This window comes from Glaciihabitans tibetensis (assembly GCF_003003265.1).
GTDB classification, from domain to species: Bacteria; Actinomycetota; Actinomycetes; order Actinomycetales; family Microbacteriaceae; genus Glaciihabitans; species Glaciihabitans tibetensis.
Genome location: NZ_PVTL01000001.1, coordinates 299207 through 313610, shown reverse-complemented (window position 1 = coordinate 313610; position 14404 = coordinate 299207). Strand labels below are relative to the sequence as shown.

Sequence of the window (14404 nt, the reverse complement as noted above, 5' to 3'; positions counted from 1 at the left end):
CGCGTCCCGCCGATGGTGCGCGGGTGGTGCTCGCTGCTGCTAGCCGAGCAAGTCGTTCTCGGTGAGCCACGCGGTGGCGATCTCCTCCGACGACTTCTGCTCGTCGACGCTTTCCGCATTCATGCTCACGAGGTCCTCGGCGCTGAGTGCGGCGCTGATTTCGTTCAGGATGTCGGTGGCGTCAGCATCGACCTTGTCGGAGACCACGGGAACAATGTTGTCAGGAAGAAACAGTCCGTCGGGGTCTTCGAGTGCGATCAAATCGTTCGCCTCGATCAACGGGCTCGCGGTGTAGATGTTTGTCAGCTGGATCGTGTTGTCGACCAGTGCCTTAACGGTGAGCGGCCCGCCGCTGTCTTCCACGGCGGTGAAACCGGCAACCGTCACGCCATACAGCTCCTGCAGAGCGTCCGGTCCGTACGGGCGGGTCTGCAGCTCAGAGTTACCTCCGACGGTGATCGGCTCGGTCACGTTCGACAGCGACGCGATGTCGGTGAGGTCGTACTGGTCGGCGAATGCCTGGGTTACCGTCCATGAGTTCTGGTCAGAGGCCTCCGCCGGGTCGAGCACCGAAAGTTCCTCGGGGAGCGCCTCCACCAGCTGGCTGTAGACCTCGTCGCTGGTGCCGCTCGTCACGCTCGGGTCAAGTGCCTGCAACAGGCTTCCCGTGTATTCCGGGAAGACGTCGATGTTGCCTTCCTCGACCTCGGGCAGGTAAACCTCGCGCGCGCCGATCTGAAACTGGCGGTCGATCGTGTACCCGGCGTTCTCGAGCGCCTGCGAGTAGATCTCGGCGACGATCTCGTTGGAGTAGTACTGCTGGGACCCGACGACGAGAGTCTCGCCGTCGCTTGAGGAGTTTTCGTCGGCGAGGGGATCGCCGGACGCACACCCTGAGAGGGCTATTACTGCCCCAACCACGACTGCGCCAATGGCGACGCGTCGGCCTTTTCCTGCTGTGAACATGTGATTCATCCTTTTTCTTGGGAGGGAGGAGGTATTGGAGAAAGGTGGGGCACGCTACCTTCGCGCGCCGGCGATCAGGCTCCGGCGTGGCCCGCTTTTTCTGGTAGGGCCGCCGCTGGTTTCCCCGTCGGGCTGCCGCTGCTCGGCAGCGACTACGCCCGCGGGCACCAGCGAGCGCTGAAGAAGGCTGAATAGGGCCTCCGAAACGAGCGCGAGCATGATCACGAGAATGGAGCCAGCGAGCATCTGGGGATAATCGTTCGTCGCCTGCCCACTGAAGATGTAGCGCCCGAGCCCACCTGCGCCGACGTAGTCGGCGAGGGTAGCGGTCGCGATGACCTGCAGGGTCGCGGAGCGAAGGCCCCCGATCAGCAGCGGAAGACCCAGGGGAACTTCGACCCGCGTGACGATCTGCCCTTCGGTCATCCCCACAGCCCGTGCGGCGTCGATCGTGCGGCGGTCGACTGCCTCGAACCCGGAATAGGCGCCCGCGAGGATCGACGGTATTGCGAGGATCACGAGGGCGATCACGGGAGCAGTGAATCCGATTCCCACGCTGAGCGCGATGAGTGAGATCACGCCCAGCGTGGGAAGTGCGCGCACTCCCCCGGACAGCGCGACAACCACGGAGCGTCCCCGCCCGGTATGACCAATCAGATAGCCGAGGGGTATCGCGATCAGCGAGGCGATCACCATCACAACGAGAGTGATACCGAGGTGCTGCAGAATCCGGGTGCCGATGCCCTCGTCTCCACCATGATGCGCGGGATCGAAGATCCACGCGAAGCCCTCGAAAAGCAGGTTCATACCGGCGCCACCACCCGGGTCCGGCGGCCGGGCCGCGAGACGGCCGCGGAGGAAGATCGTGTCCACGGCATCAGCAGCCGACCAAGCTGCACGATGATCACATCGAACACCAGGGCGATGACGATGGTCATCACGATTCCGGCCCAGATCTCGCCGAGGATGTTGCGCTCGACACCGTCAGTGAAGAACAACCCGAGCGTCGGCACGCCGAGCACCGCCACAACCGTCGCGAGGCTCACGGTGCTGACCGACACAACCCGAAGCCCGGCGAGCAGAACGGGGCCAGCAAGAGGAAGTTCCACTCGCCAGAACCGGGACGAGTCGGAGAATCCCATCGCAGTCGCGGACTGGGTCACATCGGGATCGACCGACGCCAATCCGTCGGCCGTCGACCGCACCATCAACGCAATCCCGTAGAGCGTCAGACCGATGGTCACGTTGACCGGAGATCGCAGCCCGGTACCAAGAATGACGGGGAGCGCGACAAACAGCGGCAGGGACGGGATGGCGTAGAACACGCCGGAGGCCGACAGGACGATACCGCGACTCGCGGTGAACCGATTCGCAACCCAGCCGATGGGCACCGAGATGAGGAAACTCAGCAGAATCACCGGCGCCGTGATCGCTATGTGATCAAGGGTTCGCTCGCCAATCAACGGGAGATTGTTGCCAATCCAGTTCATTGCGGCGCACCCCCGAGTGGGTTAGCGGTCGACGGCTGTCGCATCAGGCGTCGCCCGCCTGGTCTGTCTTGTTCGAAATGCTGCGCGACTTTGGGCTCGAGTGACCGGTCGCGAGTTTTCCGTCCGGTGCAGAGATCACCCCGGCTGCGTAGCCACCCGCATCGATGAGAACCACGTCGTCGCCCTGCGGCTGGGCTGTTGAACTCACGGTCAGTCGACGCTTGCCGCGGTCTGCCCCGATAAAGTCGGCCACGAATTCGCTTGCGGGGTTGGCGAGAATCTCTTCCGGAGTTCCTTGCTGTGCGATCCGTGCACCCTTCTCGAGGATGATCACCTGATCTCCGAGCAGAAAAGCCTCGTCAATGTCGTGGGTCACAAAGACCACCGTTTTGTCGAGCTCCCGTTGCAGCCGGAGCGTTTCCTTCTGAAGGTCGGCGCGCACAATGGGGTCCACGGCGCCGAACGGCTCATCCATCAGGAGGATGTTGGGGTTGACCGCCAATCCGCGGGCCACGCCGACGCGCTGCTGCTGTCCGCCGGAGAGCTGCGCGGGATAACGCTGGGCTAGCGAGAGGTCGAGACCGACGGTCTCCATGAGTTCGAGTGCGTGGCGGTGCGCGTCTGCCTTGGGGACGCCTTTAAGAAGGGGCACGGTTGCTATGTTGTCGATGACCTTGCGGTGCGGCAGCAACCCGGAGTTTTGCATGACGTAGCCGATGCTGCGGCGAAGCTTTACCGCGGCGACGTCGGCTATGTTCTCGCCATCGATCTCGATCGCACCATCTGTCGGGTCGACCATCCGGTTGATCATCCGCAGGAGAGTCGTCTTTCCGCAGCCGGACGAGCCGACCAGCACCGTCGTCGTGCGCGACGGTATTACGGCGCTGAAGTTCTCGACTGCGCGCGTTCCATCGGGAAAGGTCTTGTTGACCGCTCGAAACTCAATCACTCTGCGCGCCGCTCATTCCTCGCGGAAGCCGCGCGTGGACATTCTTGGCAGGACATTCATAAACACTATTCGACACCACCGACACTGGCCGTTTGGTGTTAGCGCTCGCACGACGCATCGTGGGTGTGCCGCGGCCGTGGGTGTGCTGCGACTCTATGTGCGACGCGGGCGTAGGTGTGCCCCGCCCGTGAAATCGCCTGCCGGGGTCCGGGGCAGGCGACAACGGGCACTGTCCAGCTCTGGTACGGACTGGAGCTACGTGCACCCTGCTGGCTGTTATGCCGCGGCAGGTTCTTTCGGAAGGTGCTCCACGATGATCGAATGAACGATCGTCCGGGCCTGATCAAGAAATGCATCATCGCCGTCCGTCTCGCGCGCGAAGGCACGCGCGACAAGCGCATCCGTCACTTCAACAGCCGTCTCAAACGCAAACTGCGTTTCTCGACCGCCATCCAATTCGAAGCGCTCTGTCAGGATGCGGAGCATTTCCTCCGCGACGCGCGAATTGAACGTCGTCGGGTTCGATGCCGGCCTGAGATCGAGCACGTCTCCCACCCGCAAGGACCGGAAACCCGGCTCTGTGCGAAAGGCGTCAACAAATATGTCAAAGCCCGCGGTGAGGGTTGTTGTCCAGGTGTCGTACTTCTCCTCGACAAGTTCCGCCCGAATGCGTTCGAGAACGCGATCGAGGTTTCGGGCAGCCAACGCCTGAAGCACGGCAATCCGATCTGGAAAATATCTGTAAACGGTCCCTATGGAAGCGCCTGCGCGCTCCGCGACCATTGCGGTAGTCAGCCTCTCGTAGCCGAGTTCTTCGACAACGGACGCGGCGGCATCAAGCAATGCCTCCAGACGCGCTGCGCTGCGCGCCTGAACCGGTTCGTTTCGAAGTTGCGCTGATCTCCCGAGCTGCACTTCGGTGAGGTCTGTGGTCGGCACTTCATCTCCTTCTTAATGTGTCGAGGAAATCTTACCGCGCCCCCGCTTTGGGGGCGGCAGAACCGCCGGAGAGGTTTCCCTGAATCATGTTGGCATTATGGACAGTATGTGTGGACGATTCGTGTTGGACCGAAAAACGAGCGACCTGGTCGCGCTCTTCGATATTGACGTCGAAGGCGCTATACTGCCCGGCCCGAGCTGGAACATTGCACCGACCCAGAACGTCCGGGTTGTGATCGACGCCGTCCCCAAAGGCACGGAGGCTAGCGAACCGGTACGGCGATTGGAGAGTGCGCGGTGGGGCCTCGTTCCCTCGTTCGCGAAGGACCTGTCCGGCCCGCCGCTATTCAACGCGCGCAGCGAGACGGTGACGCAGAAGCCGGCCTTCCAGTCGGCCGTCGGCACGCGCCGGGCCGTAGTCCCCGCCTCGGGCTACTACGAATGGCACGAGGTCGACGGCGTGAAAACGCCCCAGTACATCTCGCTTCCGGACGAGGAACTCTTCCTCTTCGCGGCCCTGTACGAGTGGTGGCGCAATCCGGCTGCCCAGTCTGCTGCCGAGCTTTGGCTGTTGTCTACAACGATCCTCACCCGGCCGTCGACCGGGCCACTCAGCGAAATTCACGAGCGGATGCCGGTGTTCCTCGACGCGGAACTGGCGAGCGAGTGGCTGGATCCCCACGCTGACGGGTCCATCGAACTGGTTGAGCTTGTGGCAGACGCCGCGGAGGACATTGCCGATCAGGCTCAGTTCCACGCGGTCGGATCTGAAGTCGGAACTGTCCAGAACGACACCCCGAGTCTCATCCGCGCCGCCGTCTGAACCACGGGGCCGGGCCGAACCGTGCCAGACTGGGCACATGGCGCGCGCATCCCGCAGGACTCCAGCGGCTGCAGAGCCGATCCTTCACCACGCAGCTCGGATTGAAGACGCGTATCACGCGTTCCGTGAAAAGCGTGCGCGTCGCCGTGGCCGCGTCGCCACCGTCATTCCCTACGCCGGATACGGCGGTGCCGGGTGGATCCGGGTACTGTGCCGCGTTCTCCTCACCGCCCCCGGTGCGACCGCGGACGAAGAGCTGGGTACCGCCAACCGCAATGTCCGTGGGTGGAGAAGCTTCACCAGCGTTCCCGTCGACGACGTCACCGTGATCGTGACGGCCGGCGGACAGGAGTTCCGTGTCAAGGCGGGACGCGGTGGTGTGGTCGATGCGCGCATCGACGTAGACCTTCCCGCTGGATGGAATACCATCCAGATCCGCACCGATGAGTCCGACGACGTCGAGGCGCCGGTACACGTGGTCGATCCGAACCAGCGGTTTGGGTTGTTGTCCGACATCGACGACACCGTGATGGTGACGGCCCTTCCTCGCCCATTCCTCGCGGCCTGGAACACATTCGTGCTCAACGAGCATGCCCGTCGTCCGGTCGCCGGTATGGCGGTGTTGTACGAGCGACTCGTGCGCGCTCATCCCGGCGCCCCGGTGATCTATCTCTCGACCGGTGCGTGGAACGTTGCGCCGACGCTCACCCGGTTCTTGTCCCGAAACCTGTATCCCTCCGGGGCGCTGTTGCTCACCGATTGGGGTCCGACCCACGACCGCTGGTTCCGCAGCGGGCGAGACCACAAGCACAGCAGCCTGCGCCGGATCGCCGCCGAGTTCCCGGACATTCGCTGGTTGCTCGTCGGTGACGACGGACAACACGATGAAGAGTTGTACGGAGACTTCCTCCGCGAGCACGAGAGCAGCGTGTCTGCGGTATGTATCCGGCAGTTGTCCCCGGGCGAAGCGGTTCTCGCCGGCGGTCGCAGTGAGCGGGACGGCAATGGCGAGGGCGTCTCGGTACCGTGGCTGTCGGCTCCGGATGGCGCGGGGCTGGTCAAACAGCTTGAGCACCTGACTCTTCTCCCTGAATCCAAGGAGCTGTAGACCGCTTCGCGGCGGTGGGATGTCGCGGCTGCGACAATAACTCGATGTCAGGAAATATCGAGGACTACGCGCTGATCGGCGACTGCCACACCGGTGCCCTGGTCGGATCCGACGGTTCAGTCGATTGGTTGTGCTTCCCGCGTTTCGACTCGGCCTCAACCTTCGGCGCGTTACTCGGAAACGAAAACCACGGCCGCTGGCTGCTCGCCCCGAGCGAACCCATCATCTCGACGCATCGACGATACCGGGAAGACACCTTCGTCCTCGAGACGCGCTGGGTCACGGCATCTGGTGAGGTGGAGGTAATCGACTTTATGCCTCACGGAGACAGGCGAGCGGATCTCGTAAGGCGGGTGCGCGGCATCTCCGGCAGCGTGCCGATGACGCAGGACCTTCGCATCCGATTCGACTACGCCGCCGCGCTGCCGTGGCTGCGCCAGTCGCCGCAAGAGGGCGGCAACGCGATCATCGCCATCGCCGGCCCGGACGCCGTCATCGTGCGTGGGCCCGCAATGACACCGCGGGATCAGTATCACGAGTCCACCTTCGTCGTCGCCGCCGAGCAGACAATCGACGTCGTCCTCACCTGGTTTCCGGCGCACCGACCGCCACCCCCGGCCGTGGATGTGGACGCACAGCTGTCCAGGACGGTGCTCTGGTGGGAAGGATGGGCGCAGACGGGTGTGAGCGTCGCAGAAGACGGCAGCGGGCTTTATCACGACGTGGTGCGGCGATCCCTCCTCGTGCTCCGCGCCCTCACCCACGAGGACACCGGCGGCATCGTCGCCGCCGCCACGACGAGCCTGCCCGAATCGCTCGGTGGTTCACGCAATTGGGACTACCGCTACGTCTGGCTGCGCGACGCATCCCTGACGCTCGATGTGCTCATCAGTCACGGGTATGAGGCCGAGGCGCTGTCGTGGCGGGACTGGCTGCTGCGAGCGCTGGCCGGCGACCCGTCGGACGTACAGATCATGTACGGCCTTTCGGGCGAGCGTCGTCTGCCGGAATGGGAAATCGACTCGCTGCCGGGCTATCAGGGTTCCACGCCGGTGCGCGCAGGAAACGCGGCTTACCAGCAGTACCAGGGCGACATCTTCGGCGAGGTGATGCTCGCGTTGCACAACGCACGGGTCGCCGGCGTACCGGAAACCAGCATCAGCTGGGGGCTGCAGAGCGCACTACTGAAACATGTCGAGACGGTCTGGGAACGCCCCGACAACGGAATCTGGGAGATCCGAGGGCCCGCCAGGAACTTCACCCACTCCCGCGCGATGCTGTGGGCCGCACTCGACTGCGGTGTGCGGGCCGTGCGCGACTTTGGCCTTGATGGGCCAGCGGATCGCTGGGCAGCACTGCGGGACGAACTTCGGGACGAAATCGAAACCCAGGGATACGACGCCACTCTGGGGAGCTACACCCAGTACTACGGCAGCGGAACCGTTGACGCATCGCTCTTGCAGCTGCCGCAGATCGGGTTCATCGCCGCAGATGACCCCCGGATGATCTCGACGGTTCGGCAGATCGAATCCGAACTGATGCGCGACGGCCTACTGCTGCGCTACCGCACCGAGAGCGGGGTGGATGGGCTTTCCGGCGACGAGCATCCCTTCCTCGCCTGCTCATTCTGGCTTGCGGAGCAATACGCGCGCTCGGGCCGACTGGGCGACGCCACGGCGTTGATGGACCGGCTCCTCGGCTTTGCCAATGACCTGGGATTGCTCAGCGAAGAATACGACGCCAGCACCGGGAGAGCCGTGGGCAACGTTCCGCAGGCCCTCTCCCACCTCGCACTGGTGCGCACCGCAGACGCCATCCGCGGCGCGATTGCTCTGCAGAACCGGGTGTCTGGGATGACATCTCGCGACCGCCCGGCAGGGTGACCTTAGTCACCGCATCCCTCGCGTCCGCGACCACTACTGTGGACCAGTGAGAATCGCAGGCTACCTTCGCGCAAGTTCGCGCGCACCGCTGTCGCAGGTAGCGAAGACGTCGCTCGCAACCGTGCTCGCGTGGCTTGTGTCAACCGTGGTGATGGGTGAGCCCCTTCCGATCTTCGCCGCGATCGCGGCCCTGCTCGTGGTGCAACCCAGTGTCAACCAGTCCATCTCGCGCGGGATCGAGCGCAGCATCGGAGTGATCCTCGGCGTGCTTCTCGCCTCCGCTGCAGCAGCAATCTTCGCCGCCGGAAGCTGGATCGTGCTCGCGGTCGTGGTCGCCGCCCTGCTCCTGGGGTGGGTGCTGCGGCTCAGCCCAAGCTCGGCGACACAGATCCCGATCAGTGCGATGCTGATGCTGTCCATCGGTGCCGCCACACCGAATTACGCGTTCGAGCGCGTTCTGGAGACCATGATCGGCGCCGCTGTTGCGATGACCGTCAACGTGACAATCGCTCCGCCGGTTCTTTTGGTTCCCGCCCACGTTGCCGTGAGTCGCCTGCTCCGCGAGTGCGCCGCCACCCTCGAGCACCTCGCGCGCAGCCTCCGCGAACCCCAGGACGCCGCCTCTCTGGAGGAGCTGCTGGTGCATGCCCGTTCCCTGCGAAGCCTCGAATCTGCGGCGTCGGCCGCAATCGCGACGGGTGAGGAGAGCCTGACGCTCAATCCACGCCGGGCCGCCCACAGGCGCGTGCTCGAGCGTGAGTCGCAGTTGCTCGGCCGAGGGCGTGTTCTCGCCCGCCGGATCCTCGGGATGTCCCGCGCATTCCGCGACCACTACGATGCGAACCTGCACAATGAACCAACCGTGAGCGAGATTGCGCGGGAGCTGTCCCGGGCATCTCATGACCTGGTGCTGCTGGCCAACGAGAACGATCCACCCCCCGCCACTACCCCGCGCGGGAAGCGCGGCACCGCCGGGAGTGTCACCGCCGCGATCGTGAGTGAGGACGGCAACCCAGCAAGCACCCCCATCGACGACGATCTCGTGCCCGCTCTGACCGCCCCCCTGATGATCCCCCGTCCGCACCCCCAACACTGGGTTCTCATCGGCTCCCTCATGGAGGACATGCGCCGGGTGCGCGAAGAGATTACCGGAGAGGCAGACGGATGAGCCAGGCCCGGCATACGGGTCGCGAAACCCGCTCGTACGCACCCTACGGGCTGAGCACCGACCCGGCGCAGCTGGGACTCGACGCCGTCACGGTAGTGGGTGAGGTCGGAACCGCAGTCGCCCACCACCGTCGCACCCGGTCGTCGACTCGCGCGGTCATCTTCCTGCACGGTGCGGCGGGCTCGTGGACCACCTGGACGCCCCTCCTGGCGAGCGCGCAAGCGGCGGGCATCGCAATCGACAACCCCCTGCTCATCGACCTGCCTGGCTGGGGAGACGCGTCACTTGCCCCGGGGGTCACCACCCTGACCATCGACGATGTCTGCGAGCTGGTAAAAGACTGCGCGGAGGAACTCGGGTACACGGAATGGGATATCGTCGGTCATTCCATGGGCGGGTTCATCGCCCTGCACATGGCGTCGATCTGGCCGCAGAGTGTGCTTTCGGTGGGTGTCATTTCCGGAACGGGCACCTCGATCATCCAGAGCCTTGACCGCCCGGTGCGGGAGTTTTTCCTTCTCCCGGCGTTCACCCTGCTCTGGCGTGCAATGACCACCCTGGGGCGGTTCGGCACGGTCGGCGCCGCACCGATCCGAGCCCTCCAACGAGTCGGGGTTCTGCGCTGGGCAGTGAGTCCGCTGTTCCGGCACACCCGTCGCATCGACGATTCGGTGATCAATGCGCTCGGGTCCGAGTTGCAGCCGCACACCTTCGCTCTGGCGGCAAACGTCGCGCGCGGGTACAACGCTGGCGACAACTGGTCACGCATCGAATGTTCCGTGCGGGCGCTCAACGGGGACCAGGACGTATTCTCACGCGACAAAGACCTGCGACACCTGGCGGCCATCGTGTCGCGGTGCGTCGTCACCGTAGTGCCCGACTGCGGCCACTTCGCCGCCATCGAGCGCCCCGCGGAAGTGCTCTCCGTACTCGGCTACAGCGTGCCCGTGGCGAGCTGACGGCGTGCGACGAGGAGCTTCAGCGCTGCCTCGTTGATGGACGACTCACTCAGGCGTCCGTCGGCGACGGCCGCGACAACGCCCGCGACGATCCCACGAGGGTCAGCGCCCACGCTCGCCGGGTCTGATGGCAGCACGTAGAGCAGCATAGTGGTGCCCGCGGCCAGCGCGCTCACGGCGTTCTGTACGGGGTCGGCGAGTGCTGCCTCTCCGGAGTCGTTCAGCATCAGCATGTCGTCCGTGACGGTGATGCCGGTGAAGCCCAGTTCCTCGCGGAGGATCGTGTGCCAGGCCGCCGACAGCGATGCCGGAGCGGCGTCAACGGCGCTATAGCGCAGGTGACCGAACATCACCAGCTCCGCGCCCGCGTCGATGCCGCGTTCGAACGGAACCGCGTGGGTCGTGCGCCACGTGTCTCGCGAAACGTCCGACGTCGGGATGCTGGTGTGCGAGTCATCCGCCATCGCACCATGTCCTGGGAAGTGTTTCAGAGTCGAGAGAACGTGCCCGCTCTCGCCCGCCACCGCGGCCGCGACCCGGTCGGCGGAATCACCCGGCGATGTCCCCAGCGCTCGGGGGAAGATGAACGAGGAGCGGTCGCTGGTCTGGTCGGCGACGATCCCAAAGTTCACGTTGATGGCCAGGGTTTCGAGCAGGCTCGCGCGGGAGGCGAAAGCTTCGCTGGTTGCCGCAACCGGAAGCTGTTGCAATTGCGGCGCTGCCGCCGCGACATCCGATCGAATCCGCCGCACGGTCCCGCCCTCCTGGTCGATTGCGACGAGCATCGGCAGATCAGGATTCAGATCAAGCTGGGGGATGATAGCTGCCAACTCACCCGGATTCGCGGGGACATTGTCGCCCATGAGGATCAGACCGCCGGGGCGGTAGGACTCGACGAACGCGCGCAACTGCCCGACATCGGATCCCGGCGAGTGCAGCATAAGCAGGCTCGCGACTTTCTCGTCGAGACTCATCGCAGCCAGAGTCTTCTGTGCAAAGGACCGCACCAGCTGTTCCGGCGTCGGCGTGGGTTTCACCGTCGGCGTCGGCGGTTGCGTCGAGGGCGGCGCCGTTGTCGACGCGGACGGTGGTGTGAGCGGCGACCCCGGCGCAGTCGGTGTCGGGGCAACGCACGCCGACAGGATCAGCGCGATCGCAACCGCGATCCCTCCCCCGCGCACGGGAGTCATCCCACCAGGAAGCAGGTGCCCAGAACTACGAGACGCTGCCCCTCGCGAGGCTGACCGCTCGCCCCGGCGACCGCTGCTCAGGACGCGTTCTGCTCGGAAAGCCACGATAGCGACGCGAAGTCCTCGGTGGTGAGCCCGAAGCGTTTCGACTCGGTTGCGACGGCGGCGCGCGGCTCAGGAAACGAGATGCCGTCGCGCACCACGATGTCGATGCCCGCGGGGCTGACCAGGGACTTCGAGAAGCGGATGGCGGCGATCGTGCCCGCGGCGCTGACACCGGGAACCGTCCACGAGCTGGAAACCAGACGCCCCAGACCCTTGCCACGCCACACGAATCCTTCGCCACGCCAGGTGTCGACGCCGAGAAGATGCTTCACCTCGCCGGTCTGGGTGGTGTAGCTGACGTCGTCGGTGAGGACAAGGGGCTCGGTACCGCGCGTGGCAAAAGTGAACGTGGGATCCAGGCGGTCCCCGCGCAGCCACATCGGAAAATTGGTGGCGACCACCCGCCAGGTTCCAGGCAGGATTTCAGCGAGCTGGTGTTCGTCCGGTGCGGTCAGCATTCGTCCAACCTAGTCGCCTTCGGTTCTGCGACGGCTGCAGGGGCTCGGCGGTTCGTCGCTCGACGGTGATTTAGTCTCGTCAACGCTTCGGCCTGACCATAATGGGGCATGCCCACTCTCGTCGGAGCGCTCGCCCGCTCTACCCACCCGGGCCCAACCGTCGCGGTGACAACCATCGCCGTGCTGTTGGGAGTCGGCGTCGGCGTCGAACCGCCACGTCTGCTTCTCCTCGGTCTTGCCGTGCTCGCAAACCAGGTCTCCGTCGGTCTCTCCAACGACTGGATCGACGCCGACCGCGACCGCGCCGTCGGCCGCGCGGACAAACCCATTGCCCGCGGCTGGGTGAGCGTGCGCACGGTGCGCACCGCTGCCTGGGTGAGCGCGGCGACGAGCCTGGTGCTCACGGTTCCGCTCGGCGTCGGAGCGTGGTGTGCCCAGTTCGTTTTCATCGCCTCCGCCTGGGCGTACAACGCCGGGCTCAAAGCGACGGCGTTCTCTGTCGTGCCCTACATCGTCAGCTTCGGCCTGCTCCCCGTGCTCGTCACCCAGTCGCTTACCGAACCCGCGGGGGCGGCCTGGTGGGCGGTGGCGGTCGGCGCGTTGCTCGGCATTGCCGCCCATTTTGCGAACGTGCTTCCCGACCTCGACGACGACAAGCGCACGGGCATCCGGGGCTTGCCACATCGTCTCGGTCGGGTCGCCGCGGGAATCACGACCTACGTCGTGCTTGCCGCAGCGTCGGTGGTGGTGGTCAGCAGCTCCGGCATCCCGGTGCTCGCTGGGGGCATCGGGCTCGCGCTGAACCTGGCCATAGCCGCTGTCGGCATCACTCTCGTGATCACCCGCCCGCCGAGTCGGCTGCTGTTCCAGTTGATCATGGCTGCGGCTCTGCTGAACGTGGCTCTGCTGGTACTGGCCGGGGATCATGTGGCGGTGTAGCCGGTCGAGAATCGCGGATGCCGAGTGCCGAGACAATCCCGCCGAGGATCAACAACACCGCCGTGACGATAAGCCCGCGGTGGAAACCATCCACGTCGAAGGACTCCCCCACGATGACGCCCGCGAGCGCGATGGCGATCAGCCCGGCTACCCGGCTCACCGCGTTGTTGATCGCGGAGCCGATCCCTGACTGCGCCGGCGAGATCGACCCAAGAATCGCGGAGGTCAGCGGCGCGACGGTGATGGAGAGCCCGAGCCCAAAGAGCAGCACGCCGGGCAGGATCTGCGTCCAGTAGTTGAGGTCCTCGCCAGCGCCGAGCATGAGGAGGTACCCCAGCCCCGCGATGATGGGACCCGCCGCCATAAACCGGCGTGGCCCGAACTTTCCGGCGAAGGTGCCAAATGACGACGAGAGCGCGATGTTCAGGATCGTCATCGGGAGCAGGGCGAGAGCGGCGAGCGTGGCGGGGAACCCGGCGACCTGCTGCAGGAACAGCACCAGAACGAACCCGCCGAGCGAGAGCGCGCCGTAGACCAGCACGGTCGCGAGGTTGCCGACCCAGAAGTTCCGCACGGTGAACAGCGAGAGCGGCATGAGCGGTTGTGCCGCGACTCGCTGGCGCCACAGGAAGCCGGCGAAGCACGCGAGGCCCAGCGTGAACGGCAAATACACCGCCGGGCTGCCCCAGCCGTAGTTGGCTTGCTCGATGAGCGCGAAAACGGGGCCACCGAGTCCGAGTACGCAGAGCGCGGCGCCAAGGAAGTCGATCCGCGATCCGGCGACGCGCGTATCGCGCTGGCCGAGCACGATCAGCAGCCACACGGTGACCGCGATCGGAACGACGTTGATGGCGAATACCCAACGCCAGCTCAGGTAGTCGACAAACAATCCGCCGAGCAACGGACCCGCGAGAAAGGCAGAGCTGGTCCACGCGGTCCACTGCCCGATGGCTTTCGCCTGCGCAGCGCCCCGAAACGAGGAGAGAATCAGCGCGAGCGACGACGGCACCAGCAGCGCGCCCGCGACGCCCTGCAGCCCGCGCGACACGATGAGCAGCTCAGGCGTGGGTGACACCGCGCAGAGCACCGATGTCACTCCGAACCCGATGAGACCGATTCGCAGGATCAGGATGCGCCCGACCACGTCAGACAGCGACCCCGCGAGCAGAATGAGCGACCCCAGTGTGATCAGGTACGCGTCAACGACCCACTGCTGCACAGTGAGCCCGCCGCCGAGTTCATCGGAAATCGCGGGCAGCGCAACGTTGATGACGCTGCCGTCGAGAAAGGCGACGAACGACGCGAGCACGGCGATGGTGAGGACGAGTCGCTGTTGTCGATTCATAGGCCCATTCAACACGGCTGGCGCCCCGACGTGGGATGCAGCACACACCGGGGGCCAAGGATCGCGTGCAGAATTGTTGCCA

At 65.2% G+C, this 14404-nt stretch carries 14 protein-coding genes; 6 read left to right on the top strand and 8 right to left on the bottom strand.

Going from position 1 to position 14404, the window contains the following annotated elements; translation table 11 throughout:
* Nucleotides 1-39 precede the first annotated feature (39 nt).
* The 5 genes from B0I08_RS01545 to B0I08_RS18255 all read right to left on the bottom strand — a co-directional run bounded on the left by B0I08_RS01545 (nucleotide 40) and on the right by B0I08_RS18255 (nucleotide 4188).
* A complete protein-coding gene (locus B0I08_RS01545) occupies nucleotides 40-966 on the bottom strand; it encodes an ABC transporter substrate-binding protein (RefSeq protein WP_106209127.1) in 927 nt (308 codons plus the stop codon).
* A 54-nt stretch (nucleotides 967-1020) separates the two neighbouring features.
* Nucleotides 1021-1773 carry an ABC transporter permease gene (locus B0I08_RS01540; protein ID WP_106209125.1) on the bottom strand — a complete coding sequence of 251 codons (753 nt, stop codon included), beginning with the start codon at nucleotides 1771-1773 and terminating at the stop codon, nucleotides 1021-1023.
* Nucleotides 1770-2456 (bottom strand): ABC transporter permease, encoded by a 687-nt coding sequence (locus B0I08_RS01535; protein ID WP_106209123.1) that lies wholly within the window; start codon nucleotides 2454-2456, stop codon nucleotides 1770-1772. The genes B0I08_RS01540 and B0I08_RS01535 overlap by 4 nt, the downstream gene beginning before the upstream one ends.
* A gap of 43 nt (nucleotides 2457-2499) precedes the next feature.
* A complete protein-coding gene (locus tag B0I08_RS01530) occupies nucleotides 2500-3405 on the bottom strand; it encodes an ABC transporter ATP-binding protein (RefSeq protein ID WP_106209121.1) in 906 nt (301 codons plus the stop codon).
* A gap of 276 nt (nucleotides 3406-3681) precedes the next feature.
* Nucleotides 3682-4188 (bottom strand): TetR/AcrR family transcriptional regulator, encoded by a 507-nt coding sequence (locus tag B0I08_RS18255; RefSeq protein WP_425432982.1) that lies wholly within the window; start codon nucleotides 4186-4188, stop codon nucleotides 3682-3684.
* A 253-nt stretch (nucleotides 4189-4441) separates the two neighbouring features.
* Between B0I08_RS18255 and B0I08_RS01520 the strand changes: the two genes are divergently transcribed.
* From B0I08_RS01520 to B0I08_RS01500, 5 genes are read left to right on the top strand one after another with little or no spacing between them, the layout of a single operon-like run.
* The gene (locus B0I08_RS01520) at nucleotides 4442-5167 is read left to right on the top strand and encodes an SOS response-associated peptidase (protein WP_342748149.1); all 726 of its coding nucleotides are present in this window, start codon (nucleotides 4442-4444) and stop codon (nucleotides 5165-5167) included.
* A 37-nt stretch (nucleotides 5168-5204) separates the two neighbouring features.
* Complete coding sequence (locus B0I08_RS01515) at nucleotides 5205-6275, top strand: App1 family protein phosphatidate phosphatase (protein WP_106209117.1); 1071 nt, start codon at nucleotides 5205-5207, stop codon at nucleotides 6273-6275.
* A gap of 44 nt (nucleotides 6276-6319) precedes the next feature.
* Nucleotides 6320-8158, top strand: coding sequence for a glycoside hydrolase family 15 protein (locus B0I08_RS01510; protein ID WP_106209115.1), 1839 nt, complete (start codon nucleotides 6320-6322; stop codon nucleotides 8156-8158).
* A gap of 46 nt (nucleotides 8159-8204) precedes the next feature.
* On the top strand, nucleotides 8205-9326 hold the full coding sequence (locus B0I08_RS01505; RefSeq protein WP_106209113.1) for an FUSC family protein: 1122 nt from the start codon (nucleotides 8205-8207) through the stop codon (nucleotides 9324-9326).
* Nucleotides 9323-10285: an alpha/beta fold hydrolase gene (locus tag B0I08_RS01500; RefSeq protein ID WP_106209111.1), complete on the top strand. Its 963-nt coding sequence runs from the start codon at nucleotides 9323-9325 to the stop codon at nucleotides 10283-10285. The genes B0I08_RS01505 and B0I08_RS01500 overlap by 4 nt, the downstream gene beginning before the upstream one ends.
* On the opposite strand, the gene B0I08_RS01495 is transcribed toward B0I08_RS01500, so the two are convergent.
* Both B0I08_RS01495 and B0I08_RS01490 read right to left on the bottom strand, forming a co-directional pair.
* Complete coding sequence (locus B0I08_RS01495; RefSeq protein WP_181243126.1) at nucleotides 10261-11259, bottom strand: glycoside hydrolase family 3 N-terminal domain-containing protein; 999 nt, start codon at nucleotides 11257-11259, stop codon at nucleotides 10261-10263. The two genes, B0I08_RS01500 and B0I08_RS01495, sit on opposite strands and share 25 nt — an antisense overlap.
* 293 nt (nucleotides 11260-11552) lie before the next feature.
* Nucleotides 11553-12038 (bottom strand): hypothetical protein, encoded by a 486-nt coding sequence (locus B0I08_RS01490; protein WP_106209108.1) that lies wholly within the window; start codon nucleotides 12036-12038, stop codon nucleotides 11553-11555.
* A gap of 108 nt (nucleotides 12039-12146) precedes the next feature.
* Here B0I08_RS01490 and B0I08_RS01485 point away from each other — a divergent pair, with 108 nt between their 5' ends.
* Nucleotides 12147-12977, top strand: coding sequence for a UbiA family prenyltransferase (locus B0I08_RS01485; RefSeq protein WP_106209106.1), 831 nt, complete (start codon nucleotides 12147-12149; stop codon nucleotides 12975-12977).
* Here the strand turns inward: B0I08_RS01485 and B0I08_RS01480 are convergent.
* Nucleotides 12913-14322: an MFS transporter gene (locus B0I08_RS01480; RefSeq protein WP_106209105.1), complete on the bottom strand. Its 1410-nt coding sequence runs from the start codon at nucleotides 14320-14322 to the stop codon at nucleotides 12913-12915. The two genes, B0I08_RS01485 and B0I08_RS01480, sit on opposite strands and share 65 nt — an antisense overlap.
* Nucleotides 14323-14404: the final 82 nt, after the last annotated feature.

Coding starts and splice junctions, on each gene's coding strand:
- B0I08_RS18255 (WP_425432982.1), bottom strand. CDS start 4,188: ATGGTCGCGGAGCGCGCAGGCGCTTCCATAGGGACCGTTTACAGATAT.
- B0I08_RS01545 (WP_106209127.1), bottom strand. CDS start 966: ATGTTCACAGCAGGAAAAGGCCGACGCGTCGCCATTGGCGCAGTCGTG.
- B0I08_RS01485 (WP_106209106.1), top strand. CDS start 12,147: ATGCCCACTCTCGTCGGAGCGCTCGCCCGCTCTACCCACCCGGGCCCA.
- B0I08_RS01490 (WP_106209108.1), bottom strand. CDS start 12,038: ATGCTGACCGCACCGGACGAACACCAGCTCGCTGAAATCCTGCCTGGA.
- B0I08_RS01480 (WP_106209105.1), bottom strand. CDS start 14,322: ATGAATCGACAACAGCGACTCGTCCTCACCATCGCCGTGCTCGCGTCG.
- B0I08_RS01540 (WP_106209125.1), bottom strand. CDS start 1,773: ATGAACCTGCTTTTCGAGGGCTTCGCGTGGATCTTCGATCCCGCGCAT.
- B0I08_RS01495 (WP_181243126.1), bottom strand. CDS start 11,259: ATGAGTCTCGACGAGAAAGTCGCGAGCCTGCTTATGCTGCACTCGCCG.
- B0I08_RS01535 (WP_106209123.1), bottom strand. CDS start 2,456: ATGAACTGGATTGGCAACAATCTCCCGTTGATTGGCGAGCGAACCCTT.
- B0I08_RS01510 (WP_106209115.1), top strand. CDS start 6,320: ATGTCAGGAAATATCGAGGACTACGCGCTGATCGGCGACTGCCACACC.
- B0I08_RS01520 (WP_342748149.1), top strand. CDS start 4,442: ATGGACAGTATGTGTGGACGATTCGTGTTGGACCGAAAAACGAGCGAC.
- B0I08_RS01500 (WP_106209111.1), top strand. CDS start 9,323: ATGAGCCAGGCCCGGCATACGGGTCGCGAAACCCGCTCGTACGCACCC.
- B0I08_RS01515 (WP_106209117.1), top strand. CDS start 5,205: ATGGCGCGCGCATCCCGCAGGACTCCAGCGGCTGCAGAGCCGATCCTT.